At 69.6% G+C, this 24767-nt stretch carries 19 protein-coding genes and 3 riboswitches; of the genes, 7 read left to right on the top strand and 12 right to left on the bottom strand.

Going from position 1 to position 24767, the window contains the following annotated elements; translation table 11 throughout:
• Positions 1-112: 112 nt before the first annotated feature.
• From ncot_RS14920 to ncot_RS14910, 3 genes are read right to left on the bottom strand one after another with little or no spacing between them, the layout of a single operon-like run.
• Positions 113-2686 carry a cobyrinate a,c-diamide synthase gene (locus tag ncot_RS14920; protein ID WP_206064996.1) on the bottom strand — a complete coding sequence of 858 codons (2574 nt, stop codon included), beginning with the start codon at positions 2684-2686 and terminating at the stop codon, positions 113-115.
• Entirely contained in the window at positions 2680-3294 is a 615-nt protein-coding gene (gene cobO / locus ncot_RS14915; RefSeq protein ID WP_168618315.1) for a cob(I)yrinic acid a,c-diamide adenosyltransferase, read from the bottom strand. Before cobO ends, ncot_RS14920 begins: the two co-directional genes overlap by 7 nt.
• Complete coding sequence (locus ncot_RS14910) at positions 3294-5369, bottom strand: VWA domain-containing protein (RefSeq protein ID WP_168618314.1); 2076 nt, start codon at positions 5367-5369, stop codon at positions 3294-3296. Before ncot_RS14910 ends, cobO begins: the two co-directional genes overlap by 1 nt.
• An 81-nt stretch (positions 5370-5450) precedes the next feature.
• A riboswitch (cobalamin riboswitch) is annotated at positions 5451-5611 on the bottom strand.
• A gap of 88 nt (positions 5612-5699) precedes the next feature.
• Here ncot_RS14910 and ncot_RS14905 point away from each other — a divergent pair.
• The 3 genes from ncot_RS14905 to cobM are packed head-to-tail and all read left to right on the top strand — an operon-like array spanning position 5700 to position 8231.
• Complete coding sequence (locus ncot_RS14905) at positions 5700-6245, top strand: ATP-binding cassette domain-containing protein (protein WP_206064994.1); 546 nt, start codon at positions 5700-5702, stop codon at positions 6243-6245.
• 19 nt (positions 6246-6264) lie between these two features.
• Entirely contained in the window at positions 6265-7470 is a 1206-nt protein-coding gene (gene cbiE, locus ncot_RS14900; protein WP_168618313.1) for a precorrin-6y C5,15-methyltransferase (decarboxylating) subunit CbiE, read from the top strand.
• Positions 7467-8231, top strand: coding sequence for a precorrin-4 C(11)-methyltransferase (cobM, locus tag ncot_RS14895; protein ID WP_168618312.1), 765 nt, complete (start codon positions 7467-7469; stop codon positions 8229-8231). Before cbiE ends, cobM begins: the two co-directional genes overlap by 4 nt.
• Positions 8232-8323: 92 nt before the next feature.
• On the opposite strand, the gene ncot_RS14890 is transcribed toward cobM, so the two are convergent.
• The 3 genes from ncot_RS14890 to ncot_RS14880 form a co-directional block, all read right to left on the bottom strand.
• Complete coding sequence (locus ncot_RS14890) at positions 8324-10042, bottom strand: precorrin-2 C(20)-methyltransferase (RefSeq protein WP_168618311.1); 1719 nt, start codon at positions 10040-10042, stop codon at positions 8324-8326.
• A complete protein-coding gene (locus ncot_RS14885; protein WP_168618310.1) occupies positions 10039-10701 on the bottom strand; it encodes a precorrin-8X methylmutase in 663 nt (220 codons plus the stop codon). The genes ncot_RS14890 and ncot_RS14885 overlap by 4 nt, the downstream gene beginning before the upstream one ends.
• A 56-nt stretch (positions 10702-10757) precedes the next feature.
• Positions 10758-10883, bottom strand: a riboswitch (cobalamin riboswitch).
• Positions 10859-11767: a nitrite reductase gene (locus ncot_RS14880; RefSeq protein WP_168618309.1), complete on the bottom strand. Its 909-nt coding sequence runs from the start codon at positions 11765-11767 to the stop codon at positions 10859-10861. Its footprint overlaps the riboswitch before it by 25 nt.
• An 82-nt stretch (positions 11768-11849) precedes the next feature.
• Positions 11850-12052: riboswitch (cobalamin riboswitch) on the top strand.
• 20 nt (positions 12053-12072) lie between these two features.
• On the opposite strand from ncot_RS14880, the gene ncot_RS14875 reads away from it, so the two are divergent.
• From ncot_RS14875 to cobF, 3 genes are read left to right on the top strand one after another with little or no spacing between them, the layout of a single operon-like run.
• Positions 12073-12771: a (2Fe-2S) ferredoxin domain-containing protein gene (locus ncot_RS14875; RefSeq protein WP_168618308.1), complete on the top strand. Its 699-nt coding sequence runs from the start codon at positions 12073-12075 to the stop codon at positions 12769-12771.
• On the top strand, positions 12768-16550 hold the full coding sequence (gene cobN, locus ncot_RS14870) for a cobaltochelatase subunit CobN (RefSeq protein WP_168618307.1): 3783 nt from the start codon (positions 12768-12770) through the stop codon (positions 16548-16550). Before ncot_RS14875 ends, cobN begins: the two co-directional genes overlap by 4 nt.
• Before the next feature lie 58 nt (positions 16551-16608).
• Positions 16609-17382, top strand: a complete 774-nt coding sequence (gene cobF / locus ncot_RS14865; protein WP_168618306.1) for a precorrin-6A synthase (deacetylating) — start codon at positions 16609-16611, stop codon at positions 17380-17382.
• 3 nt (positions 17383-17385) lie between these two features.
• Here the strand turns inward: cobF and ugpC are convergent, their stop codons facing one another.
• The 5 genes from ugpC to ncot_RS14840 all read right to left on the bottom strand — a co-directional run bounded on the left by ugpC (position 17386) and on the right by ncot_RS14840 (position 22780).
• Complete coding sequence (gene ugpC, locus ncot_RS14860; RefSeq protein ID WP_168618305.1) at positions 17386-18660, bottom strand: sn-glycerol-3-phosphate ABC transporter ATP-binding protein UgpC; 1275 nt, start codon at positions 18658-18660, stop codon at positions 17386-17388.
• Between the two features lie 10 nt (positions 18661-18670).
• Entirely contained in the window at positions 18671-19504 is an 834-nt protein-coding gene (locus ncot_RS14855) for a carbohydrate ABC transporter permease (RefSeq protein WP_168618304.1), read from the bottom strand.
• 4 nt (positions 19505-19508) lie between these two features.
• Positions 19509-20432, bottom strand: a complete 924-nt coding sequence (locus tag ncot_RS14850) for a sugar ABC transporter permease (protein ID WP_240937923.1) — start codon at positions 20430-20432, stop codon at positions 19509-19511.
• A gap of 11 nt (positions 20433-20443) precedes the next feature.
• Positions 20444-21778: an extracellular solute-binding protein gene (locus ncot_RS14845; RefSeq protein WP_168618302.1), complete on the bottom strand. Its 1335-nt coding sequence runs from the start codon at positions 21776-21778 to the stop codon at positions 20444-20446.
• Between the two features lie 90 nt (positions 21779-21868).
• Complete coding sequence (locus ncot_RS14840; RefSeq protein ID WP_168618301.1) at positions 21869-22780, bottom strand: alpha/beta hydrolase; 912 nt, start codon at positions 22778-22780, stop codon at positions 21869-21871.
• A gap of 76 nt (positions 22781-22856) precedes the next feature.
• Between ncot_RS14840 and ncot_RS14835 the strand changes: the two genes are divergently transcribed.
• Positions 22857-23687, top strand: a complete 831-nt coding sequence (locus ncot_RS14835; RefSeq protein WP_168618300.1) for an alpha/beta fold hydrolase — start codon at positions 22857-22859, stop codon at positions 23685-23687.
• A 57-nt stretch (positions 23688-23744) separates the two neighbouring features.
• Here ncot_RS14835 and glpX read toward each other — a convergent pair whose 3' ends face one another.
• A complete protein-coding gene (gene glpX / locus ncot_RS14830) occupies positions 23745-24761 on the bottom strand; it encodes a class II fructose-bisphosphatase (protein ID WP_168618299.1) in 1017 nt (338 codons plus the stop codon).
• Positions 24762-24767 lie beyond the last annotated feature (6 nt).

Below are 24767 nucleotides of genomic sequence, written 5' to 3'. Positions count from 1 at the left end.
AGTAGCGCGACTGTGCCGGAGTTCCACCGGCTTCCTCGTGCCCGTTCGTGAGCAGCCTAGAGCATGCCGGGCCGCGTGTCGCGACGCCCTCTCGTGGTGGACTTGATCCGGGTCAACCGAGCTCGACACCCAGTGTCGTCAGGAACTTCCGGGTGACGTCGGGAGCCCGTACGGCGACACGGATCCAGGTCTCGTCCAGGCCCGGGAAGGTGTCTGCACGACGGACGGCGAATCCCGCCGACCGCAGCCGCTCACGCAGCCCGACGGGCCCTCGGACCAGCACGAACGGAGCGCTCGAGGCGACGTGCTCGAGACCCAGCTCACTGAGCCCGTCGGTGAGCACCTTGCGGCGTACGACGATCTGACGCGCGCGCTCGGCTGCGTCTGCGGCAGCCTCGTCGCCGGCACAGGCCGACATGGCCGCGGCAGCTGTCGTCGAGACCGACCAGGGCACCTGGTGGTTCCTGAGAGCTGTGACGACGGACGGCTCGGCGAGGACATAACCGGCACGGACACCCGGGATCGCCCACAGCTTGGTGAGACTCCGGATCACGACCAACCCGGGCGTGCGCTCACCGGCCAAGGACTGGGCCTCGCCGGGAACTCCATCCATGAACGCCTCGTCGACCACCACGAGGCGCCCCGGCCGCACCAAGGCGCGGATCGTCGACACCGGGTGCAGGATCCCGGTCGGGTTGGTCGGGTTGCCGACGACCACGAGATCGGCGTCCTCGGGGACCTCGTCGGGGTCGAGGCAGAAACCGTCAGACGCCTTGCAGAGCACGTGATCGGGTGCGTGGCCGGCCATGGTCAGGGCCACGTCGGGCTCGGTGAACTGGGGATGCACGACGACGGGTCGGCGCCAGTCCCGCAGGCGGGCGACGAGTGAGAAGGCCTCTGCCGCACCCGCCGTCGCCAGCACGTCATCCGACCTACGACCGTGCCGGCGAGCGATCGCGCGCTCGGCACCGGAGGCTGAGGGGTAGTGGTCGACGGCATCGAGGCTTGCCACCAGCTGATCGTGCAACCACGCCGGCCGCGGCCCGTCATGGACGTTGACGGCGAGGTCGACCATGCCCTCGTCAGCCTCGACGTCCCCGTGGTGCCGCAACGGATCCGATGGAGCGGAGGTTTCGAGACGGGCTCGTTCCTCGCCCTCCTCAACCACCGCCTCGCGGGTCGCACCCACCGTCAGTGTTGACGGTGGTTGCGGAGCGAGCCCCGGCGAGGGGCTCGAAACCACGCTCGCGTCGTAGGCGAACACCGCCTCCGCGAACCGTCGGGCCAGCTGCGGGTGACCGGCCCAGTGGGTGTGCAGGTAGGACGCGTGCACCGTGTCGGAGGCGAAGCCGATGGGGCTGCCGGCGACGGTCCACGCGGGCACGTCGGAGGAGGCCGGCGCCACGGTGGTGCGGTGGAACTCGTGTCCGGTGACGACCTCGCCCGGCCTGCCGAGCAGGGTCGAGCCCGTGGACTCGGCGTGACGGTAGGACAACGTCAACCTCGGCGTCATGCGCGCCTCGGCTGCCAAGGCTCCGACCATGGCCGCGTTGTCGACGGAACGGCACAGGTAGAGGAGTCCGGCGCACTCGGCGACGGTCGGCACGCCGGCGTCGATGGCCGCCGCGAGAGCCCGGCGCAGTGGTTCGTTGGAGGAGAGACCCGCGGCATGCACCTCGGGGAAGCCCCCGCCGAGGTAGATGCCTGCCGTTCCCGGGGGGAGCGCGGTGTCGTGAAGAGGGTCGAAGGCGACCACCTCGCAACCGGCGGCGCGCAGCAGCTCCTCGGTCTCCGCGTAGCGGAACGTGAAGGCACGCCCACCGGCCATCGCGACCACCGGAGCAACACCCGGTGGTCGAGCAGCGGCGGAGGAGTGGTCAGTCACGACCACGCTGGCGTCCGGTGGTCGAGCAACGGACACCAGCGAGCGTTCGTCCAGGCCGGGGTCCGGGAGCACGCCCTGCATCACCGTCACCGGGTCCCACGGCTCGGCCGCCAGGTCCGGGGCACGTGAGGCGAGCTCGAGGACGGCGTCCAGGTCGATCCGCTCGGTGATCCGCTCGGTCAACCGGTCCAGCGTCGCCGCGGCTTCGTCGCGCTCGTCAGCGGGCACGAGCCCGAGGTGGCGCGAGGGGGCCACGATCCCGTCGTCACGGTGCAGTACGCCGAGCACCGGCAGGTGGATCGACCGGCGTACCTCGTCAGCGTGCCGCACCGATCCGGCCTTGTTCAGGATCACCCCGGCGATCTCGACCGAGGGGTCGAACGATGCCATGCCGTGGACGACGGCTCCGACGGAACGTGACGCGTGCGAGACGTCGACGACGAGCACGATCGGGGAACGGGTCACCGCGGCCACGTGGGCAGTGGAGGCGAATCCGTCGCCGCCGATCTGTCCGTCGTACAGGCCCATTACGCCTTCGACGACCGCCAGGTCAGCGCCGGCAGCACCGTGCAGCAGCAGGGGGACCAGCAGGTCCTCACCGACCAGGTGCGGGTCGAGGTTGCGTCCCGGCCGGCCGGTGGCCAGCGCGTGGTAGCCGGGGTCGATGTAGTCAGGTCCCACCTTGTGCCCGCTGACCGCCGACCCGCGACGCGAGAGCGCCGACATCAACCCGGTGGCGATGGTGGTCTTGCCGTGCCCGGACGCGGGAGCCGCGATCACCAGGCGCGGAAGGCTCACCATTCGATGCCCCGCTGGCCCTTCTGGCCGCGGTCCATCTGGTGCTTGACCTTGGTCATCTCGGTGACCAGGTCGGCAGCCTCGACCAGCTTCGGGTTCGCGCGGCGTCCGGTGACCACGACGTACTGTCGGCCCGGGCGGTCGCGGAGCGTCGAGACCACGTCGTCGACGTCGACCCAGCCCCACTCCATCGGGTAGGTGAACTCGTCGAGCACGTAGAGGTCGTGGCGTTCCTCGGCGATCCGGCGCTTGACCTCGGCCCAGCCCTCGGCAGCGTCGCGGGCGTGGTCCTCGGCGGTGCCCTCCTTGCGCGACCACGACCAGCCGGAGCCCATCTTGTGCCACTCGACCGGCCCGCCCTCGCCGGTCTCCTCGTGCAGCCGGCCGAGGCGCTCGAGCACGGTCTGCTCGCCGATGCGCCACTTGGCCGACTTCACGAACTGGAAGACACCGATGTTCCACCCCTGGTTCCACGAACGGATCGCCAGCCCGAAGGCGGCGGTCGACTTGCCCTTCCCGTCGCCGGTGTTGACCATCAGCAGCGGTTGGTTGCGACGCTGTGCGGTGGTCAGCCCGTCGTCGGGAACGTTCGGCGCAACACCCTTCGGCATCAGGCCGCTCCTTCGTCCTGGCCCGCGAGGGATCCGCGCACCACGGTGGTCAGGGCGCTGGCGCTGACCTCCCCGAGAGGGACGTACTCGGCTCGCAGCTCACCGGCCAACGTGTCCGCCAATCCCATCCGGAAGCGGCCGACCTCGCAGTCGATCACGAGCGACGAGATGCCCTGGCCAGCGACGTACGCCGCGACCCGGCGCGAGCGGGGTACTGCCTCGGGTCCGTACGTCGCCCGCCCGTCCGTCACTGTCACCAGCAACGGACGTCGTCGCGGGTCGCGGATCCTCTCCAGCCGCAGCACCTCGGCGGCCTTCAGCAGTCCCTCCGCCAGCGGGGTGCGACCGCCGGACGGAAGCTCCTCGAGTCGGCTGGCCGCGATGTCGACCGAGTGGGTCGGCGGCAGCACGAGGCTGGCCTCACCGCCCCGGAAGGTGACCAGGCCGACCTTGTCGCGACGCTGGTAGGCGTCGAGCAGCAACGAGAGGATCGCGGTCTTCACCTGCTCCATCCGCCTCTTCGCGGCCATCGAGCCGGAGGCATCGACGCAGAAGAGGATCAGGTTCGACTCGTGGCCCTCCTTGGTGGCGACCCGGAGGTCGTCACCACGGAACCGCATCGGGCCAGCGGTCCGACCGCGTCCGAACTGGTGGGGAGCCGCGGCGCGGATGGTCTCGGTGAGGTGGATCGATCCGCCCACTCCACCTGCGGGTCGACGTGCACCGATGCGACGCCCGGAGTCGGTGATCGCCCGGCTGCGGCGCCCGTTCTCACCCGCCCCGGTGCCGGACACGGTGAACAGCTTCGGTCGGTAGGGCTGGCTCGCCCGGGCCACCTGCGTGCTGCCGACCCCCGCCTCGCTGGCGTCATACGAACTGGTCGTCCCGGGGCCCGATTCGAATGACGTTGCGGATGAGGTTGCGGAGTCGACGCTCGGGACGTCATCCGTTGCGGTCGTCGGAGGCGCCGAATCGGATGACGTTGCGTCGGGAGAGTCGGAGGGGGAGGTGTCGGGGGAGGTGTCGGGGGAGCCGCCACCATCCGGCCCACCACCGGGCCCACCACCGGGCCCACCACCGGGCCCACCCGCCGGCGGCTCGGGAGGGAGGTCATCGTCACCGAGGAGCTGGTCGAGCAGGTCCTCGTCGATGCCGGGCGCGTCGAACGGGTTGCGCCGGCGTCGGTGGGGGAGCGACAGGCGGGCCGCAGCGCGGATGTCCTCGCGACTGACCGTCGTACGCCCGTGCCACGCAGCGTGCGCGACCGCGGCCCGCGCGGTGACGATGTCGGCGCGCATTCCGTCGACGTCGAAGGCGGCGCAGACCTCGGCGATCGTGAGGAGTGCCGCGTCGCCGAGCACGACCTGGTCGACGAGCTTCTGGGCGGCCAGGATCCGGTCGGTCAGCGCGCGCTCGTCCTCGGCGTACGACGCAGCGAACCCGGCGGGATCGGTCTCGAAGGCGATCCGCCGGCGGACCACGTCGACCCGCAGCGCCGGGTCACGCGGAGCGGCCACCTCGACGGTGAGCCCGAAGCGGTCCAGCAGCTGCGGCCGCAGCTCGCCCTCCTCGGGGTTCATCGTGCCGACCAGCACGAAGCGGGCGGCGTGCTCGACCGAGACCCCGTCGCGCTCGACGGTGGAGCGACCCATCGCGGCGGCATCGAGGAGGAGGTCGACGAGGTGGTCGTGCAGCAGGTTGACCTCGTCGACGTAGAGGATGCCGCGGTGGGCCCGGGCCAGCAGCCCGGGCTCGTACTCGGCGACGCCGGACGAGAGGGCCTTCTCGAGGTGGAGCGATCCGAGCACCCGGTCCTCGGTGGCACCGACCGGCAGCTCGACCAGGCGCACCGGCCTGGTCTCGGTGTCGGCATCAGCCGGGAACGGGCCGTCCGGGGAGGCGGGACTCGCCTCGCGAGGGTCGCTGGAGAACCGGTCGCCGGCGATCACCTCGATCGGCGGCAGCACGGACGCGAGCGCGCGCACCATGGTGGACTTCGCGGTGCCCTTCTCGCCACGCACGAGCACGCCGCCAACCGACGGAGAGATCGTGGTGAGGACCAGGGCCAGGGCCATGTCATCGGATCCGACGACGGCACTGAAGGGAAATAGGTGTGAAGAAGGTGGCATTGGGGGCTCCCGCTCTCATTCGCCAACTGACTGGTGGCGGCGCGAGGCCGGTCTTCGGACTTCCCAGGTCGTGTTGCCTGAGTCACCGCAGCGGGCCCTGTGCCGGATTCTCACCGGCTTCCCAGATTCTCCCCTCCGCAGCCGTCCGGGGACGGCGGCTTCGGGACACCTCGTGCCTTCGGCGTCACCGTAGCCGGTCGGGCGCCGGGGTCGTCCACGAGGCCACCAGTCGAGCAGTGAGACAGGACGTCCGGAGGACCGCGTCGGATTCTCGTGGTGAGTGCAGCTGACAACGCCCTGGAGCTTCGCGACGTCGCCTTCGTCCGGGGCGGGCGCACGTTGCTCGAGGACATCTCGCTGACCGTGCGCCGCGGCGAGCACTGGGCGCTGATCGGCCCGAACGGCGCGGGAAAGACCACCCTGCTCAACCTCTTCGGTGCGCTGTCGTTCCCGACCCGCGGGGAGGTGCACGTGCTCGGGCACAAGCTCGGGCGGGTCGACCTGCGGGAGTTGCGCCGCTCGATCGGCCACGTGAACCCGCGCCACCAGATCGGGTCGAACCTCTCGGTGGAGGAGGTCGTGCTCACCGGGGAGACGGGCACCAACGAGATGGTGCCGCGGTGGCAACCGTCGCCCGAGACCCGTGACCGTGCTCGCCTGTTGATCAAGACGCTGGGCACCGACACGGACGAACCGCACGGGCACACGATGTCGCAGGGGGAGCGGGGGCGTGCGCTGACCTCCGACCTCGTCACGGAGACCTTCGACCATCCGATCGAGGTGGGTCGTCGCCGCGGACGCTGGTTCGCGATGACCCACTGACCCACTAGTGTCTGGCCTCATGTCATCTGCCGTCACCGTCATCGGGATCGGCGCCGACGGCTGGCCGGGCCTCCCCGCCGCCCAGCGGGAACGCGTCCTGCGCGCCGAGGTGGTCCTCGGTGGGGACCGCCACCTGGCCATGCTGCCGGACGCACCCGGCCAGGTCCGCGAGTCGTGGCCGTCACCGTTGCGCGACGGTCTGCCGGCACTGCTGTGGAAGCACGACGGCAAGCGCGTGGTCGCCCTGGCCTCGGGCGACCCGTTCGTCTCCGGCATCGGGGGCACGCTGGTCGAGCTGCTCGGCCGCGGCGCCGTGGCCGTCGAACCAGCGGTCTCGTCGGTCGCGCTGGCCCGCGCCCGGATGGGGTGGGACGCCGAGATGGTCGAGGTGGTCAGCCTGGTCGGACGCGACGTGCACGCGGTGCTCCGCGCACTCGCCCCCGGGCACCGCCTCGTCGTGCTCTCCTCCGATGCCCGTACGCCGGCAGCGGTCGCCGCCCTGCTCGACCGCGTGGGCTACGGCGCGTCGACGATGACGGTCCTTGGGGACCTCGGCTCCCGCGACGAGACGCGCATGGTGTCGACGGCCGCCGCGTGGGACCTGGCAGCGCCCCAGCTCAACGTGATCGCTCTCGCCCTGGTCGGGCCGGTGATCGGCGGCTGGGCGGCCGGTCTTCCGGACGACGCCTTCGAGCACGACGGTCAGCTCACCAAGCGCGACCTGCGTGCCTCGGCACTGGCCCGGCTCGCTCCGACCCCCGCGGCGTTGCTGTGGGACGTCGGCGCCGGTGCCGGCTCGGTGGGCATCGAGTGGATGCGGGCACATCCGACCTGTCGCACCATCGCCGTCGAGAGCAACCCGGAGCGTGCCGCTCGGATCACGCGCAACGCGCAAGCACTCGGCGTACCCGCGTTGGAGGTCGTCGAAGGCCGTGCTCCGGAGGCACTTGACGCTCTGGCGAGGCCCGACGCGATCTTCGTCGGAGGTGGTGCCACAGCGCCGTCGATGGTGGAGAATTGCCTTGCTGCACTGGGACCTGGCGGTCGGCTCGTGGTGCACGGGGTCACCGTCGAGACCGAGGCCGTCCTTGCCGCAGCGCACCGGGAGCACGGTGGTGAGCTCACCCGTCACCAGGTCGAGACGGCCGCCCCGATCGGCACCTTCACCGGCTGGACACCGGCCCGCACCGTCACCCAGTGGGCGCACACCAAGGAGTCGTCATGACCGTTCACTTCGTCGGTGCCGGGCCCGGAGCGGCCGACCTGATCACGTTGCGTGCCGCCACGCTGCTGTCCCAGGCAGACGTGGTGCTCTATCCGGGCACCTACCTCGACGACGAGGTGCTGTCGCACTGCCGGCCCGACGCCGTTCGGGTGGACACCCAGGACCTCGACCTCGACCAGATGATCGCGATCATGGCCGATGCCCACCGCGGCGGCCAGGACGTCGTCCGCCTCACCTCGGGGGACCCGTCGGTCTACTCCGCGCTGGCCGAGCAGACCCGACGTCTCGATGCGGCAGGGGTGCCGTGGGACGTCACACCCGGCATCCCGGCGTACGCCGCCGCGGCGGCCAGGTTGGGACGCGAGCTGACCGTGCCGAAGCTGGCGCAGTCGGTGGTGCTGACCCGCGCACAGGCCCGGTCCACCGCGATGCCATCGGGGGAGAAGCTGGCGAGCTTCGCCGCCACCGGAGCCACGCTCGTGCTGCACCTGGCGATCACGCGCACCCGGGAGCTGGTCGAGGAGCTCGCGCTCCACTACGGACCGACCTGCCCGGTCGCGGTGATCTCGCGGGTCAGCCAACCGCAGGAGCTGGTGCTGCGCGGCACGCTGGGCGACATCGCCGACCAGGTCGAGGCGGCGGACCTTCGCCAGGCAGCGCTGATCATGGTCGGTCCCGCGATCGACCCGTCGCTCGTGTCGCAGGAGCTGGCGGAGTCCTACCTCTACGACCCGGCTCGGGACCGCTCCGTCAAGCGCTGACCCGTCGCCCTTCCTGTCGAGCGATCGCCAGTCCGGGGCGGCAGGCTGAGCTCACGACAGGTCGGTCAGAACTCAGACAGGTCGGGCAGAACTCACGACGGGTCGACGAAGCGCGGGGTCCAGACCCGACCGGCCGGCGTACGACGGGTGCTCGAGGCGCCGATGAGCAGCAGGCACTTCATGTCGATCGTGCCCGTGTCGAGCTCGCCCAGGGTCGTCAAGGTGAGTGACTCCTCGGCGCGGCCGATGTCGCGGCCGATGACGACGACGGTGTCGGGGGCGCGCTCGTCGAGCAGCACCTTGTGGGCCAGCGCGACCTGGTCGACCCTCGAGCGTGAAGCAGGGTTGTAGATCCCCAGCACCAGGTCAGCCCGGGAGACTGCTCGCAGCCGGTCCTCGATCACCGACCAGGGCTTGAGCCGGTCGCTCAGGCTCATCACAGCGAAGTCAGCACCGATCGGGGCGCCGGCGCGTGCCGCCACGGCCTGGATCGCGCTGATCCCGGGCAGGACCCGGACGGGCACGTCGGCGTACGCCGGTTCCTCGGCCGCCTCGAACACCGCCGACGCCATCCCGAAGACACCGGCGTCACCGCCGGAGACGACGGCGACGCGCTGACCCTGCTTGGCCAGGTCGAGAGCGAGCCTGGCCCGGTCGACCTCGACGGTGTTGCCGGAGGCGTGCCGGGTCAGGCCGGCTCGTTGGGGCACACGATTGACGTAGGGCCCATAGCCGACCACATGGTCGACCCCGGCGAGGGCCTGCGTGGCCTCGGGAGTGAGCCAGCAGTCGGGGCCGGGTCCCAGCCCGACGACCAGGAGCTCTTCGGCCCGCGGAGTGGTCTCGAGGGGGGCTCTGGTTTCGAGGCGGGCTCTGGTTTCGAGACGGGCTCTGGTTTCGAGACGGGCTCTGGTTTCGAGACGGGCTCTGGTTTCGAGACGGGCTCGTTCCTCGCCCTCCTCAACCACCGCCTCGGCCGGATCGATCACCGTATCGGCCGGATCGACCACCGCCTCGGCCGGATCGACCACGGCCTCGGTCGGCTTGACCACCGGAGTGCTGCTCGTCGCTCGCCGGCCACCGGGGTCGTCGGCGAGCGAGTCGCCGGGCACCACGATCAGCGAGAAGTAGGGGACCGACGACGGATCCACCTCGGTCACCTTCATCCAGCGCTCGGCGGGCATCGAGGCGCGCTCGATGTACCACGCGTGCTCGAGCCGACCGGCCTGTGCGAGCGCCTCGACCACCCCGGGGAAACGGCGTCCCAGCTTCATGATGATCGCGCCGTCGGTGTCGGCCAGGCGCCGGGCCAGCTCGGGGACGGGCAACGTGCCGGGCAGCACGGTGAGCACGTCGGTCTGTCTCACGAGCGGAGTGGCCACGACGGCGGTGGCAGCCGCGAAGGCCGGCACACCGGGCACGACCTCGGTGGGGAAGAGCGGTGACAGCCGGTCGTGGAGATACATGAACGAGCCGTAGAACAACGGGTCACCCTCGGCCAGCACGACGACCTTCCGACCGGCCTCGAGGTGCATCGACAGTCGGGAGGCGCAGGACTCGTAGAACTCGGCCATCGCGCCGGCGTACCCACCCGGATGGGCGGTCGGCCCGGTGGTGACCGGATAGCGGAGCAGCTCCTCGGTGACGCCGCCGGGAATCAACGAGTCAGCGATGCGGCGCGCATTCGATTCCTTGCCCACACCGGCGTGGTAGGCGATCACGTCGGCCTCCGCGATGAGGCGCGCCGCCTTGCGGGTGATCAGCTCGGGGTCGCCGGGGCCCAGTCCGACGCCGTGGAGCGAGCCCGTCATTCCTGCTCCTGGGCGAGTGCGTTGAGGGCGGAAGCGGTCATCGCCGAACCGCCCCGACGTCCACGGACCGTGAGGAACGGGATGTCGATGCCGTGGTCGGCTGCGAAGGAGGCCAACGCCTCCTTCGACTCGGCGGCGCCGATGAAGCCCACGGGGCAGCCTATGACGGCGGCCGGTCGTGGTGCTCCGTCGAGCAGCATCTCGAGCAGGTGGAACAGGGCGGTGGGTGCGTTGCCGATGGCGACGACAGAGCCCTCCAGCCGATCGGCGAGCAGGGAGAGTGCGGCCGCCGAGCGCGTGGTGCCCAGCTCGTGGGCGAGGCCCGGGACGCGCTCGTCGCGCAGCAGGCAGAGCACGTCGTTGCCACGGGGCAGCCGGGCCCGGGTGACACCGGAGGCGACCATGTTCGCGTCGGTGATGATCGGTGCCCCCGCCTCCAACGCGGACCGGGCTGCGGTGACGAGCCCCGGGTGGACCACCAGGTCATCGGTCAGGTCGGTCTGGCCGGTGCCGTGCACCATGCGGACAGCGACCTTCTCGGCCTCGGCCGGCAGGTGGTCCAGGCGGGACTCCGCCCGGATCGTGGCGAACGAGTCGACATAGATGGCGGCGCCGTCGTCGACGTAGTCATAGCGGCGCGGGGGTCTGCAGACGGACAACTTCACTCCTCGGGGTTCTCGCCCCTGGTGGATTGCGCCGGGTGTCGACGCTGGGTGAATCGAGATGTCCTGGCAGCAGTGTCTGGCTGGGCCCGAGGGCCTCACAGTGGCGGAACCGCCCCGGAATCACACCGGGTTCCTTCCGACAGGACGCGCGTCAGACTACGCGGTCGACGACCACGACGCTGCGCCACGGGGTGACGACGAGATGGTCCGGTTCGTCGGCGAGCAGGTCGTCGAGCTGCTCCCGGGTGAGCACGCCGTCGGGCACCGTCACGTGCGCCACGCCCGGAGCCACGACGCCGTACGGCGGGGGCGCGTTGGGCACCTCGATGCGCGGATCACGAGGGTGGTCATCGGTGCGGGCGGGCAACTCGTCGACGTGCCACGCAGCCGTCGGGCCCTCGCCACGCACGGTGATGAATGCCCGGGCCAGCCCGACCAGTCGCCCGGCAGCCTCCTCGAGGGGCACGACCGGGCCCCAGGCTCGAGTGCCCATGCGCAGTTGGCACTCGCTGCTCGAGACCGCAACCAACCCGAGGTCGAGACTGCGGTCGAGCAGGTCTCCGCGTCCGTCGTCGAGCACGAAGAGGAACCGGCCCGGCAACGCGGCCAGGGACGGGTGTGCGCACAGGCCCTCGTCCAGCTCCCTGGCCACCGGCCGCAGGTCGGCGCGACCTCTTGCGCGCGATTCACTGTCACCTGGTGACTGCAGATCGCGCGCAAGCGGGCTGTCGAGGCCACTGAGCGGCGAGACCATGATGTTGCGCACCAGCTCGTGGCTCGGAAAGGGCAGCAGTCCGGTCGCTGCTATCTCTTCGACGAGCTCCGGCGCAAGGCAGTCGCCGTCGGCCGGGAGCCCCCTGAGCTGCAGGTTCGCCCGCTTGGTCAGATGCACGGTGCCATCGCCATGAGACTCGGCGACGCGCAGCAGCCCGACCAATGCGTCCGGCTCGACCCGGCCGCCGACCAGGCGCAGCCGCACGAGAGCACCGTCCTCGGCGGGCCACGGGCGCAGCACTCCCGGACACAGGTCGGCCCTGTGGCGCACGGCAGGTGACTTCACGGCCGCATCGTCGCACGCCTCGTCGTGGCGGAAGGTGTTGACCGGGTGGGACGCCGATTCGGCACGTGCTCACGAGGTGTTGATAGCGTGACGGTGCCGTGGTGTTCGGGAAGCCGGTTCAATGCCGGCGCGGCCCTCGCCACTGTATCCGTCGAGTCGACGGCCCTTGCGGCGTTCCTCCAGCGAGATCGGGAGAGCGTCGGACCACTGGGAGCAATCCCGGGAAGGTCGGCCAGAGACGCTGAGACGGGAGCCAGGAGACCGGCCACGGCGCGTCATGTTCCACGAGGGTTTGGAGACCGCCGATGACGGCGTTGGTCCTGGTAGGTATGTCCGTCCGTGAGGTCGAGGCGAGCGATCGGCTGCACACCGCCGCCCGGTCGCACGACGGCACCGTCGCGTTCCTGCAGCTGGGGGAACCGTCGCTGCACCGCGAGCTCACCCGACTGGCCGACGGTGGGGTCGAGCACCTCACTCTGGTCGGGGTCAGCCTCGGCACACTCGCGCCAGCGACGTCGTGGCTGCGCCGCATCGCATCCCACTGGTGGCGCGAGTGGCCACGTGATCGACCGGTGATCGAGGTGGCCACCGCGATGGTGCGCAACGACCTCGACCTCGACCCGGTGCTGGACGTGACGCGCCCGATCAAGGGCACCGAGGCCCCACTGAGCTCCGCAGCCTGGCAGGAGGTTCCCGGACATCGGCACCAGGTGCTCGTCTGTCGAGGCCCGCGCTGCACCGCGCTCGGCTCGGACAGGAGCGCGGAGGCATTCGCCCTCGAGCTGATGCGCCTCGAGCAGGACGACGACGACGTCCTGATCACCCAGACCGGTTGCCAGTTCCCCTGCAACCACGCGCCCGTCGTGTCGGTCCAGCCCGACGACGTCTGGTACGGCGGCGTGGATCCGGAAGCGGCCCGCCTCATCTCGCACGAGCACCTCGTGCACCACCGGCCCGTCGAAGCCAACCGTCTGTCCCGACGTACCCAGGAGAAGTCCTCATGACGCGCATCGCCCTGCTCTCCACCTCCGACACCGACCTGCTCAGTGCCCGCACCTCCGGCGCCGACTTCGCGTTGGGCAATCCTGCGCGCCTCGATGTCGACGAGGATCTCCCGAGCCTGCTCAGCGGCTCGGACCTGGTCGTCGTACGCATCCTGGGCAGCGCGCGTTCCTGGCAGGAGGGGCTTCAGGCGGTCGGCGCTGCCGGTGTGCCGGTGGTGGTGCTCGGCGGCGAGCAGACCCCGGACGCCGAGCTGATGGGCCACTCCACCGTGCCCGTCGGCACGGCCGCCGAGGCGCACGCCTACCTGGCCCAGGGTGGACCGGCCAACCTGACCAACCTGCACGCGTTCCTCTCGGACACGGTGCTGCTGACCGGGGAGGGCTTCGAGGCGCCGATGGTGCTGCCGGAGTGGGGCTGGGCGGAGCGGGCTGGTCTCGATACACCGCCTCGTGCCTCGGCGGCACTCGACCAACGGGGAGGGGGGACCTCGGCGGCACTCGACCAACGAGGAGGGGGGTCCTCGGCGGCACTCGACCAACGAGGAGGGGGGTCCTCGGCGGCATTCGACCAACGAGTTCGCGCGCGGGTCGGGGTGCTCTACTACCGGGCCCACGAGGCCAGCGGCAACAACGCCTTCGCCCACGCACTGGCCGACGCGATCGACGCCACCGGCGAGGCGGTCGGGCTGCCGATCTTCTCCAGCTCGCTGCGTGCCGCTCCCGATGAGCTGTACGACGCACTCGGCTCACTCGACGCGATCGTCGTCACGGTCCTGGCCGCCGGCGGCACCAAGCCCGGCACCGCGAGTGCCGGCGAGGACGACGAGGCATGGGACGTCGAGCGGATGAAGGCACTCGACATCCCTGTCCTGCAAGGGCTCTGCCTCACCTCGAGCCGCGAGGAGTGGGAGGCGAGCGACGACGGTGTCACCCCGCTCGACTCCGCCAACCAGATCGCGATCCCGGAGTTCGACGGACGGATCATCACCGCGCCGTTCTCCTTCAAGGAGATCGACGAGGATGGGCTCCCGCACTACGTGGCCGACGACGAGCGGTGCGCACGGGTGGCCGGGATCGCGGTCAACCATGCGCGCCTTCGCCACATCGCACCGAAGGACCGACGACTGGCGCTGATGCTGTCGGCGTACCCCACCAAGCACAGCCGCATCGGCAACGCCGTCGGGCTCGACACCCCGGTCTCCGCGATCCGACTGCTGCGGCGGCTGCGTGAGGCGGGCTACGACCTCGGGAAGAGAAACACGGTCACAGCGATCCTCGACCGTGGTCTCGAGACGGTCGCCGGGGCTCCCTCCTCGACCAACGAGGAGACGTCCGACACCGAGGCCGGCAACGCTCTGATCCATGCCTTGATCGCCGCAGGCGGGCAGGACGAGGAGTGGCTCACGTCCGCCCAGCTCAACGACTCCCACGTGAGAATCTCCGAGCAGGACTACGAGAAGTGGACTGCTGACCTGCCCGATGACCTCAAGGAGGAGATCGTCGAGGCCTGGGGCGCGGCCCCCGGCACGCTGTTCGTGAACCGGGCCGGCGAGATCGTGCTGGCCACGCTTCGCGCCGGCAACGTCGTCCTCATGATCCAGCCGCCGCGCGGGTTCGGGGAGAACCCGGTGGCGATCTACCACGACCCGGAGCTGGCCCCCAGCCACCACTACCTGGCGGCGTACCGCTGGGTCGAGAAGGGCTTCGGCGCCCACGCGATCGTCCACCTCGGCAAGCACGGGTCGATGGAGTGGCTGCCCGGAAAGAACGCCGCACTGTCGGCGGCCTGCGCCACCGACGCCGTGATCGGCAACCTTCCCCTGATCTACCCGTTCCTGATCAACGACCCGGGAGAGGGCGCGCAGGCCAAGCGTCGTGCCCATGCCACGATCGTCGACCACCTGATCCCTCCGATGGCGCGTGCCGATTCCTACGGCGACATCGCCAAGCTCGAGCAGCTGCTCGACGAGTACGCCAACATCGCGGCGATGGACCCGCCCAAGCTGCCGATGATCCGGGCCCAGATCTGGACGCTGATGCAGACCGCGCAGATGCACCAGGACCTGGGTCTGGAGTCGCAGCCGGGGGACGAAGAGTTCGACGACTTCATCATGCACGTCGACGGCTGGCTGTGTGAGATCAAGGACGCCCAGATCCGCGACGGACTGCACGTGCTCGGCCAGGCACCCGACGGTGAGGCCCGGGTGAACCTGGTCCTCGCGATCCTGCGGGCCACCCAGGTCTGGGGAGGGGAGCAGGCATCCCTTCCCGGGCTGCGCAACGCGCTCGGCCTCAAGGAGGACGCGCCCGCCACGGAGGTCGACGCGATCGAGGCGCGCGCCAAGGCACTCGTGCACGGCATGGAAGCTGCCGACTGGGAGGTCGCCGCGGTGGAGCAGGTGCTCAGCGAGCACGAGCCCGACGCCACCGACGAGCTGGCCGCGATCCTCCGGTTCGCGGCCACCCAGGTGGTGCCGCGACTGGCAAGCACGACCGACGAGCTCGACGCCGTGCTGCATGCCCTCGACGGCGGCTTCATCCCCGCCGGGCCGAGCGGTTCGCCGTTGCGAGGCCTGGTCAACGTGCTCCCGACGGGACGCAACTTCTACACCGTCGACCCACGTGCGGTCCCGTCACGGCTGGCCTGGGAGACCGGCGTCTCCATGGCTGACTCGCTGGCGCAGCGCCACCTCACCGAGACGGGGGAGTACCCGAAGTCGGTCGGGCTCTCGATCTGGGGCACCAGTGCGATGCGCACCTCCGGTGACGACATCGCGGAGGTGCTGGCGCTGATCGGCATCCGACCCGAGTGGGACGCCGCGTCGCGCCGGGTCAACGGGCTGTCCGTGATCCCGTTGGCTGAGCTGGGGCGACCGCGCATCGACGTGACCGTGCGGATCTCGGGCTTCTTCCGGGATGCGTTCCCGCACGTGATCGCCATGATGGACGACGCGATCCGCATGGCCGCCGAGCTCGACGAACCGGTGGAGCAGAACTCCGTGCGTGCCCATGCCCGCGCCGACCTCGCCGAGCACGGCGACGTACGCCGCTCCACGACCCGCATCTTCGGCTCGCGTCCGGGGGCGTACGGCGCCGGCATCCTGCAGGTGATCGAGTCCGGGAACTGGCGCGACGACAAGGACCTGGCTGAGGTCTACACGCAGTGGGGCGGCTTCGCCTACGGTCGTGGCCTCGACGGTGTGGCGGCGAGTGACGACATGACGGCCAACTACCGGCGCATCACCGTCGCGGCCAAGAACATCGACACCCGCGAGCACGACATCGCCGACTCCGACGACTACTTCCAGTACCACGGCGGCATGATCGCCACGGTCCGCGCGCTCACCGGCAACGCCCCACGCGCGTACGTCGGCGACTCGACCACGCCTGACGCGGTGCGCACGAGGTCACTCGCCGAGGAGACCGCCCGCGTCTTCCGAGCCCGGGTGGTCAACCCGCGATGGATCGGCGCGATGCAGCGCCACGGCTACAAGGGTGCCTTCGAGCTGGCCGCCACGGTCGACTACCTCTTCGGCTTCGACGCCACGGCGGGGGTCGTCCACGACTGGATGTACGACACGCTCGCCAAGGAGTACGTCCTCGACGCGGACAACCAGGAGTTCATGAAGGACGCCAATCCCTGGGCGCTGCGCGGGATCATCGAGCGGTTGCACGAAGCCGCGGAGCGTGACCTGTGGGCCGAGCCCGACCCGGAGGTGATCGCCGCGATGCAGCAGGTCTACCTCGACCTCGAAGGTGACATCGAGGACCGAGGGTGAGCCTCCCGGTGGTGGGGCAGCGAGCGTCGGCGAGCGCAGGTCTCCCGGTGGTGGAGGAATGAGCGCCGAACGGCCGTCGAGACCACGACGCGTCCGCCTGGTCGGGATCGGTTCGGGGCACCCGGACCAGATCACCCTCGAGGCAGCGGCCGCGATCGAGTCCGTCGACTTCGTGATCGCGGCCGCCAAGTCCGCAGACGACCCCTTGCTCGAGGCGCGACGCGAGATCTGCCGGCGCCACGGCAACCCCGAGCTCGTCGCGGTCCCGGATCCTCCGCGCGACCGCGACGACCCGACCGACTACACGGGGGCGGTCACGGACTGGCACGACGCCCGTGCGGCGGCGTACGAGCAGGTGCTGCTCGAGCGCGCCGGTGACGCGGCCTTCCTGGTCTGGGGCGACCCGGCCTTCTACGACTCGACGATCCGGATCGTCGAGCGGATCCTCGCGCGCGGCAACGTGGAGTTCGAACACGACGTGCTGCCGGGCATCTCCAGCCTGCAGGTGCTCGCCGCTGCTCACCGGATCGTGCTGCACGAGGTGGGCCAGCCGATCCTGGTGACCACCGGCCGCCGGTTGCTCGAGGCCGTCTGGCAGGGCCACGACAACCTCGTCGTCATGCTCGACGGGGACCTGGCCTGCTCGGCACTCCTCGGTCAACCGGGATGGCTGATGTGGTGGGGTGCCAACCTCGGCACCACCGACCAGGTCCTGGTCGCTGGCCCGTTGGCCGACGTGCTCCCGGAGGTCGAGAGCGCGAGGGCGCGGGCAAAGGCCGCCTCAGGGTGGGTGATGGACACCTATCTCCTGAGACGGCCTGCGGTGCCGTAGCGACTACTCGCTGTCGCGGACCGCGGTGGGCTCGGCCTGCTCGCCCGTGCGCACGGCGGTGCCGTCGGCCTCGGCGCCTTCGCGCACCGCAGTGTCGTCGGCCTGCTCGTTGGGTTGGACCTGGCGATCGAGAGTGAGGTTCTCGCCGGTTGCGGGATCGAAGAGGTGGATCTGCGACGCATCCACCCAGATCCGGGCGTCGTCGCCGGCCGCGACCGTGGAGGCGCCGTCGAGCGAGACCACGAGCTGGGTGCGCATCGACTCGCCGTCGAGGTCCTTCTCCAGCTGGTCGAGCTGTGCCTGGACCTCGGGCGGAGCCTCGAAGGGGATGTAGGCGTAGGCCTCGTTGCCGAGCCACTCCACGACGTCGACCTTGGCGCTGAAGGTGGACCCCTCGTCGGCGTTGGTGGCGACCGCTGCGTCCTCGAAGTGCTCGGGGCGGATGCCGGCGATGAGCAGTCCCTTGCCCTGCGCCCTGGCCGCCTTCTCCGGCGGCAGGCTCACCGTGCCGAACGGCAGCGAGATGGAGTCTCCCTCGACCTTCGCGGGCAGGAAGTTCATCGGCGGGGAGCCGATGAAGCCGGCCACGAACAGGTTGTTCGGCTGGGTGTAGAGCTCCCGCGGTGTGGCCAGCTGCTGCAGGATGCCGCGCTTGAGCACGGCGACCCGGTCGCCCAGTGTCATGGCCTCGGTCTGGTCGTGGGTGACGTAGACCGTGGTGATGCCCAGGCGCTTCTGGAGCCGCGAGATCTCGGTGCGCATCTGGCCACGCAGCTTCGCGTCGAGGTTGGACAGCGGCTCGTCGAAGAGGAACGCGTCGGCGTCACGGACGATCGCTCGCCCCATGGCGACCCGCTGGCGCTGACCACCGGACAGGTTGCCCGGCTTGCGGTCGAGGTGCTCGTCGAGCTCGAGCGTCTTGGAGGCCTGGCGCACCTTCTCGTCGATCTCGTCCGCCGGGGCCTTGGCGAGACGGAGGGGGAACGCGATGTTCTCGTAGACCGTCAGGTGGGGATAGAGCGCGTAGTTCTGGAACACCATCGCCAGGTTGCGCTCCTTGGGAGCGAGGTCGTTGACCCTCCTCTCGCCGATCACCATGTCGCCCGAGGTGATGTCCTCCAGCCCGACGATCATCCGCAGCAGCGTGGACTTGCCGCAGCCGGACGGCCCGACGAGGATCACGAACTCCCCGTCGGCCACGTCGATGCTCACGTCGTTGACCGCCGGGAACCCATCGCCGTACTTCTTGACGATGTTCTTCATCTGGATCTTGGCCATGAGGATCTCCCTAACCCTTCACTGCGCCGGAGGTCAGTCCGGCGACGATCTTGCGCTGGAACACCAGGACGATGACGATGATCGGGATCGTGGCAATCACGGCCCCGGCGGCCAGCAAGGATGCTGGTCGGTTGAACGGATCGGCGCCGACGAAGAACGACAGCGCCGCCGGGATCGGACGAGCGGCCTCGGTGGAGGTCAGTGAGATCCCGAAGACGAAGTCGTTCCAGGCGAAGAAGAAGGTCAGGATCGCCGCGGTGAACACCCCAGGTGCGGCGAGCGGGACGATGATCTTCCGGAAGGCCTGCCACGAGGTGGCGCCGTCGACCTGGGCGGCCTGTTCCAGCTCCCACGGGATCTCGCGGAAGAAGGCGGTCAGGGTCCAGATCGCCAGCGGCAGGGTGAACGACATGTAGGGAATGATCAGTCCCGGCCAGGTGTCGTAGAGGCCGAGCGTGCGCCACATGTCGAACAACGGGCCGACCAGGGAGACCACCGGGAACATCGCGATGGCCAACGCAGTGGTGAGCACGAACTTCTTGCCCCGGAACTCCAGCCGAGCGATCGCGTAGGCGGCGAGGGTCCCGAGGATCACCGAGAGCACCGTGGCGATCAGGGCGATGCCGATGGAGTTCAGGATCGCCCGACGGAACTGCTCGTTGTCCCAGACGTCGATGTAGTTCTGCCAGCCGGCGTTGGTGCCCTCGGCGGGCAGGAACCCGGGGTTGCCGACGGTGATCGACTCCTGGGTCTTGAAGGACAGGGAGATGATCCAGGCCACCGGGAGCAGGCACCAGACCAGGATCAGGATGCAACCGAGAGCGGTACCGACCTTGCGCATCATGTGCTCATCCCTCCTGCCGTGCCGCGGCCAGGTCGACCCGGAACACCTTGACGATCAACCAGGCGATCAGCAGCACGGAGAGGAAGAGCAGCACCGAGAGTGCGGAGCCCATGCCGAGCTGGAACTGTTCGATGGTCTGTCGATAGGTGAGGAACGAGATCGACTCGGTTCCCGAGGCGCCGTTGGTCATCACGAAGATGTTGTCGAAGATGCGGTAGGCGTCGAGGGCCCGGAAGAGCACGGCGACCATGATCGCTGCCTGCATGTTGGGCAGGATCACCTTGGTCAGCCGTTGCATCCAGGTGGCGCCGTCGACCTTGGCTGCCTCGATCATGTCCTCGGAGACCTGGGCCAGACCGGCCAGCAGGAGCAGCGACATGAACGGCGTGGTCTTCCAGATCTCGGAGACCATGATCGCGATCACTGCCGGCGTCGTGTCGCCGAACCAGTTGAACTGTTCGTCGACGAAGGGGAGCCAGTTGTTCACGAAGCCGTTCTGGTAGCTGAAGGCGAACTGCCAGGCGAAGCCCGAGACGACCGTGATGATGCCGTAGGGGATCAGGATCGAGGTGCGGATGACGCCGCGCGCGAAGATCACCCTGTGCATGACCATCGCGAAGATGAAGCCGATCACCAGCTCGACCGCCACGGTGACCACCATGTAGAGCACGGTCACCCCGGTGTCTCGCCAGAAGAGCGGGTCCGTCAGCGCGGTGAGGTAGTTGCTCAGCCCGACGAACTCGCGGTCATCCGGTGCGGTGAGCGTGTAGTTGAACACCGACAGGTAGATCGCCCGGAGCATCGGGAAGGCGGTCACCAGCAGCATCACGATGATCGCCGGCGCCACCAGCTTCTGGCCGAGGGAGTTCTCGGCGCGTGCGCGGTCGCTGGCCCTGACCTTGGCCCTGCCGCGAGTGGGTCTCTCCACGGTTGCCGTGCTCACAGCAGTGCCTTTCCGTTGAGGACGTCAGAGAGGAACTGGGCCGACTTCTCGGGAGTCGAGCCCGGGTCGACGTCGAAGGGCGAGTGCCACACGCTCTGGATCGCAGCGGAGATGGTCGCGTAGTAGGCACTCTTGGGACGGGGTCCACCGCTGTCCACGCTCTCGCGGAACAGCTTCAGCAGGTCGGCGGGGTAGGCCTTGGCGAGAGCCGGGTCGTCGTAGGCGGAGCCCCGTGCCGGCATGAGCCCTGACTCGACGGCGAGGGCAACCTGCGCGTCCGTGCTGGTCACGCACTCGGCCGCGGCCATCGCGAAGTCGGGGTGCTCGGTGAAGGCGCCGACACCGATGTCGATGCCGCCGATGGGCGGCTTCGACTCCTCACCCGCGACGGTCTGCGGATAGCGTGCCCACCCCAGGTCCTCGAACTCCTTCTTGTCGGCCGGGCCACCCGGAGCGCCGATCACGCCCTCGTAGTTCTTGTAGACGAACGTCCAGTTGAGCATGAACTCGCCGGGCCCGCCCTGGGGGTACATCTGGCCCAGGCTGGTGCCCTCGTTGGAGGTGGAGAGGTCGGGCTGCTTGGCCTTCGAGTCGGCGAGCTGCTTGATGACCTCGGCGGCCTTCTTCGCAGCGTCGGAGTCGAGGTCGATGCTGGCGTCCTTGCCGGCCTCGTTGTCGCTGATGATGTCGCCACCGGCGCCCATGATCAGGGCGTTGATCCACACGACGTACGCCTCGTACTTGTTGGCCTGGACGCCCACCGTGCCGCCCTCCTTGGCAGCGGCCTCGATGATCTGGGACCAGGTCACCGGCTGGGACATGTCGAGCCCGGCCTTCTCGGCGAGGGACTTGCGGTACCAGAGCACCTGCGTGTTCGCCCACTGCGGGAAGGCATAGACGGCGTCGTCCCACTTGACGGTCTCCGCGGCACCGGACAGGACGTCCTCGTCGACTGCCTTGGCGGCCACGTCCTCGGGCAGCTGCTCGAGCCAACCAGCGTTGGCGAACTCCGGGACGAACACCGGGTCGAGGCTCATCAGGTCCGTCGAGGAGTCCTTGGCGGCGAGCCGGCGGGCCAACTGGGTGCGCTGGTCCGTGGCCCCGGCGGGCAGCAGCTGGATCTCGATGTCGTAGTCGTCGGTGCTGCACTGCTCGGCCAGCTTGGTCAGGGTCTCGACACCGTCGGGGTTGACGTACCAATTCAGTGTCGGGGGACCGTCGTCGGCACCGAAGGCCGAGCAAGCGGTGAGCAGACCGGCTGTGCAAGCCAGTGACGCGAGGGCGGCCAGACGGCGACGCCTGCGCCCTTGGTGCGTTGAGGGTTGCTTCACGAGTGCCTCCCTGTCGTGGTCTACATCACACTCGCGCTATTGCTGCAATTTGGCAAGAGTCCACAGGGTCGAGCACGCGGTTGGCGAGGATCAGGACGAGGCCGACGCCCTGTTCGCGGTCCGTCGGATCGCCTCGGTGACGGACTCCCACAGCTCGGGGGGAAGGTCGTGGCCCATGCCGTCGACGAGCAGCAGCTCGGAGCCCGGAATGGCCGCGGAGGTGGCTCGTCCTCCGGAGACGTGCACCATCCGGTCACTCAGCCCATGGATGATCTGGGAGGGAATCGTCAACGAGTGCAGGGATCTGGAGCGATTCGGCTGGGTCAGGATCGCCATCATGTGGCGCAGGACCCCGGGTCCGTTCAGTCCGCGATCGAAGGTCTCCTCGGATCGCTTGGTGGCTCGCTCGACCGGCTCGGGATAGTGGGGTGAGCCGATCAGCCTGGCGAAGGCCACCGCGGTCTTCACGTAGGCCTCACGCTCGACCCGCTTGCCGGCGAGCAGGCGGGGCAGCAGCTTCGGGTCCTGCCAGCCGACCGAGCGCTTGCCGGTCGTCGACATGATGGACGTCATCGACCGCACGCGCGCCGTGTGGTCGATGGCCATGGTCTGCACGATCATGCCGCCCATCGAGATGCCGGCCACGTGGGCCGCGTCGATGCCGAGGTGGTCGAGGAGACCGATGCCGTCGGAGGCCATGTCCGAGAGGGAGTACGGCGCGTTGCCGCGGCCGGTGAGGAAGGCGCGGACCAGGTCGGCGCGGCGCACCCGGCCCCGCTGCACGGAGGACCGGCCGGTGTCGCGGTTGTCGTAGCGGATGACGAAGAAACCCTTGTCAGCAAGGAGATGGCAGAAGTCGTCGTCCCACCAGATCATCGGCCCACCGAGGCCCATCACCAGCAGCAGCGGGTCTCCCGAGGGGTCGCCGAAGGTCTGGTAGCAGAGCTCGACCTCTGCACTGACCGGCGCGAAGAGCTCGTCGGAGACAGCCTGGTTGGTCATGGCTCCATCCAACACGATGGCTCGAAGAGCTGGACAGCTGCCCAGTTCTCGCAGTTCCTGGCTCTACCGTGTCGGAATGGCGAACGCACTTGCTGACTTCCTGGCCCCCGAGGGCTACTGCCAGCCGGGGATGAGCAGCCTGGCCCGTGAGCTCACGTTCTGGCCGGAGTCCGGGCGGGCCCTGCTGCGGGCCGCCGCCGACAAGCGCGAGCTGCTCGGCACGCCGTACGTCTCTCGCGCCCCGCAGCGCTCGATCGAGCCGGTCCTGCTGGTCCCGGGGTTCCTGGCCGGCGACTACACGCTCCGGCTGATGGGCCACACGTTGCGCCGGCACGGCTACCGCACCTATCGCTCGCAGATCAGCAGCAACGTCTCCTGCTTGCGCACCAACGCCGCCATGCTGGAGCGACGGATGGAGGCGATCGCCACGAAGCGGGGGAGCAAGGTCCGCATCGTGGGGCACTCGTTGGGCGGGATGCTGGCGCGCACCCTCGCCGTACGCCGCCCCGACCTGGTCTCCGGCATCATCACGATGGGCAGTCCGATGATGTCGCCGGGCACCTCGCACCCGGTGCTCCTGTCGGCGGCCACCCTGCTGGTGCGGCTGAGCCAGCTGGGCGTCCCGGGGTTGATGAACGAGTCCTGCGTCAGCGGAGACTGTGCCCTCACGTCCTGGCGGGAGTCACGTCAGCCGATTCCCGACGGCGTCGACTTCACCTGCATCTGGTCGCAAGGTGACGGTCTGGTCGACCCTCGCTCGTGCGTGGATCCGTTGTCCAAGGGCGTCGAGGTGCACGCCAGCCACATCGGCATGGCCATCGACCCCCGGGTGGCAGACGTCGTCGTGGCCGACCTCGCCGCCCAGCGCGAACCGCGAGCTGTCGATGCGCGAGCCGCCGGTTGCTGATCCGCGAACCGCCGGCCCTTGATCCGCGAACCCGCGGATCAAGGACACGGATCCGCGTCAGTCGAAGTCGATGGCGCTGTAGGCGCGGAGCTTGCGCAGCCGGTGCTCGCTGGTGATGGTGCGGATCGTGCCGCTGCGTGAGCGCATCACCAAGGACTGGGTGGTGGCTCCTCCGGCGCGGTAGCGGACTCCCTTGAGCAGCTCGCCGTCGGTGATCCCGGTGGCCACGAAGAAGCAGTCGTCACCGGTGACGAGGTCGTCGGTGGTGAGGATCGCGTCGGGGTCGAGACCGGCGTCGACGGCCTTCTGGCGCTCGTCGTCGTCGGTCGGCCACAGGCGACCCTGGATCGTGCCGCCGAGGCACTTCATCGCACAGGCGGTGATGATGCCCTCGGGGGTTCCGCCCACGCCCATCAGCAGGTCGATGCCGGTGTCGGGTCGTGCTGCCATGATCGCGCCGGCCACGTCGCCGTCGCTGATGAACTTGATGCGGGCGCCGGTCGCCCGGATCTCCTCGACGAGGTCCTGGTGCCGCGGCCGGTCGAGGATCACGACGGTGACGTCCTCGGGGCTCGAGCCCTTGGCCTTGGCGACGAGGTTGATGTTCTCCGCCGCGGGCAGGCGGATGTCAACCACCTCAGCGGCCTCGGGCCCGGTGACGAGCTTGTCCATGTAGAACACGGCGGAGGGGTCGTACATGGTGCCGCGGGGCGCGACCGCGAGCACGGCGATCGCGTTGTTCATGCCCTTCGCGGCCAGGGTGGTCCCGTCGATCGGGTCGACCGCGACGTCGCAGTCGGGACCGGTGCCGTCCCCGACGACCTCCCCGTTGTAGAGCATCGGGGCGTTGTCCTTCTCGCCCTCGCCGATCACGACGGTGCCGTTCATGCCGATGCTGGAGATCATCACCCGCATGGCGTTCACCGCCACGCCGTCGGCGCCGTTCTTGTCACCCCGTCCGACCCAGCGTCCGGCTGCCATGGCGGCTGCCTCCGTGACCCGGACCAGTTCCAGGGCGAGGTTGCGGTCGGGGGACTCGGGGGCAACGCGGAACTCGATCGGGCGACTAGGCATGGGCGA

The sequence above is a fragment of the Nocardioides sp. JQ2195 genome, from assembly GCF_012272695.1.
Taxonomy (GTDB): Bacteria; Actinomycetota; Actinomycetes; order Propionibacteriales; family Nocardioidaceae; genus Nocardioides.
The sequence above is the reverse complement of the archived record's forward strand: the minus strand, read 5'-3'. Positions and strand labels throughout refer to the sequence as shown.